2 protein-coding genes, 2 tRNA genes and 1 rRNA gene are annotated in these 2,311 nt (G+C 41.7%); 1 reads left to right on the plus strand and 4 read right to left on the minus strand.

Features of this window, described 5'->3' with window-relative positions; all coding sequences use genetic code 11:
- Window positions 1-207 (plus strand): hypothetical protein (locus tag ACED25_RS23225; RefSeq protein WP_371696245.1); only part of this gene is annotated, 207 nt, incomplete at its 5' end.
- Between the two features lie 122 nt (window positions 208-329).
- Here the strand turns inward: ACED25_RS23225 and ACED25_RS23230 are convergent.
- From ACED25_RS23230 to ACED25_RS23245, 4 genes are all read right to left on the minus strand, one after another.
- The gene (locus ACED25_RS23230) at window positions 330-725 is read right to left on the minus strand and encodes a DUF2391 family protein (RefSeq protein ID WP_009847710.1); all 396 of its coding nucleotides are present in this window, start codon (window positions 723-725) and stop codon (window positions 330-332) included.
- Window positions 726-1,878: 1,153 nt separating this feature from the next.
- Window positions 1,879-1,955: transfer RNA gene (locus ACED25_RS23235), tRNA-Asp, on the minus strand.
- A 30-nt stretch (window positions 1,956-1,985) separates the two neighbouring features.
- Window positions 1,986-2,101, minus strand: a 5S ribosomal RNA gene (gene rrf, locus ACED25_RS23240).
- Between the two features lie 42 nt (window positions 2,102-2,143).
- Window positions 2,144-2,220: transfer RNA gene (locus ACED25_RS23245), tRNA-Thr, on the minus strand.
- Window positions 2,221-2,311: the final 91 nt, after the last annotated feature.

The raw sequence follows: 2,311 nt of genomic DNA on the forward strand, positions 1-2,311 counted from the left end.
AACGGCGGACTGTTAATCCGTATGTCGCAAGTTCAAGTCTTGCAAGGGGAGCCAATTAAAGAAAGCCGCATCATTGATGCGGCTTTTTTGCATCTAAAGATCCTAGCGTGCCTCCATCCCCCTCACCTTTCTAATCGCTCATTCAGTACAGAAACTCTCAGTCTTAATTTTCTTGTAAAACAATTAGGCCTTACTCTTTTGATTTAGCTTTAATCACTCAACGACATGTCGAAACCTTTCTAGCGAGCTTGCTACTTGGTTATCTAAGAGTGAACCAAATAAGCGCTAGAATGGCTCTGTTGATGACTTAACCTGGGTGATATACGGTTTCACTCTTTATCGAAACTATCCACTATAATAGCCCCCATAGACGCGGGCATTGATATAACAATGACACGTTTAAACGAGACTATTGGATCGCTTAATAGAGGCAACTTATCCAAACATGTCAGGACCAAAGCAACTACCAACGCCGTCATAGCATAAGCAATAACAATTCTGAAAATAAACACCGGCATGCGCGCAACAACATTTTTTTGAAAGACACTTTCATAAGTATAAAAGCCTAAGAACACAGCTGATAATAAAAATAGCAGCAACAGATTAGCAGTAGGCAAAGTCTCCCCTAACTTCCAGGCTTCTTCGGAAAAAGAAATCGGTACAGCCAAAGCAAAAGATCCTACAAAGATCTGACTGGCATCTTCAAAGTTAAAGCTTAATTTCATAGTTCGCCCCATTAGCTTTTAAGGCTTTATCTATTTGTTAAAATAATCACTAAAATATCACCCGATGATCTTTTTTTGAGTCTATTCTTACCAAGTGAACGATAACGCCCTTCTAGCTTAATATTAGTCGCAATAGCCAAAACATAGCTTGAATTAACCAGCAAGAAATCAATATGTTCAGAGTAAAGTGGTCAACATAACTAATTCATATCGAGTCAACAAACACATCAGAGTAGAAAAGAGACCGGTAAACATCTCCTAAGATACCTGAACCTAGAGCCAGAGAGTCTCGATCTGATTGGATAATAAATATCACTGCACGAATACGAGAAATTCTCTATTTCTTAGCATATGTATCCCACCGGCACCAATTTGGGCCCTTAATCTAGCGACTTTCTCCTTCAACCTGAAATATAGTCCAATTCCCCTTTGAGATACTTTTCAAACAGGGTGCTCAATACAATTAAGAGTGGTTTAAGCTTAATGAATAACAAGAGGATGAAGTCACCTCATTAAGGGCTATAGCGCTCTTAGCAGAAACATCCATGATCGATTCCTAATTACACATCAGAAGTACCCTCTAGATTCACAGAGAAAAATAGAAGTCAGGTATCGTAGACGAAGGGCTGTTAACTAATACTAAAGTGCACTCGCTTGATAAAGCAAACATCTGCGAACGCAGGGCACATAGGATGAGTTGTAAGCCTTATATAACTTCGATATTGAATGGATACAGCTGAGTCAGAACAGTCTCATTAACCTGACTTACAACGTCGCATAGCTCGAGTATTTGAGTGCTAAGCTTAAAGCTATATGCGTTTGTGAAACGCATGCTCGTTTCAAATAACAACTGGTGTAGAAAATACAAATAAAAAGACTCTAATCGTAGAGTTAGACTTTCTAATAAATAACAGAATAATGGGACACGTTAACTAGGAGTCATGGGTTACGCGCAAACCTTGTGTAAAAGTCATTCAATGGAAGGGCGAACACTATAATTTAGATGCAAAAAAGCCCCGCGATTTCTAGCGAGACTTCTTATAAATGGTGGAGTGCTTGGGGTCGCAGGCGACCGGGACTCGTTGCTCGAAGACAAAATTATCGTATCCAGAAACGACGAAAGCCTAGTCATAAGACTCGGCTTTCTAATAAGTGGCGGAGTGGACGGGACTCGAACCCGCGACCCCCGGCGTGACAGGCCGGTATTCTAACCAACTGAACTACCACTCCGCAGTGTCTATTCAGCATAATGCAATTTAAGCCTGACGATGTCCTACTCTCACATGGGGAAGCCCCACACTACCATCGGCGCTATTGTGTTTCACTTCTGAGTTCGGCATGGAATCAGGTGGGTCCACAATGCTATGGTCGTCAAACAAATTCTGTTGTTAACTCGATAAATCGAATCAACTAAATAGTGGTGCTGATACCCAGACTCGAACTGGGGACCTCACCCTTACCAAGGGTGCGCTCTACCGGGCTGAGCTATATCAGCAGTTCTAGAACCGTTTAAAAACGACTCTAAAGATTTAAAGCCTGGCGATGTCCTACTCTCACATGGGGAAGCCCCACACTACCATCGGCGC

It is taken from the genome of Vibrio sp. 1F263 (assembly GCF_041439035.1).
In the GTDB taxonomy this organism is placed as follows: Bacteria; Pseudomonadota; Gammaproteobacteria; order Enterobacterales; family Vibrionaceae; genus Vibrio; species Vibrio tasmaniensis_A.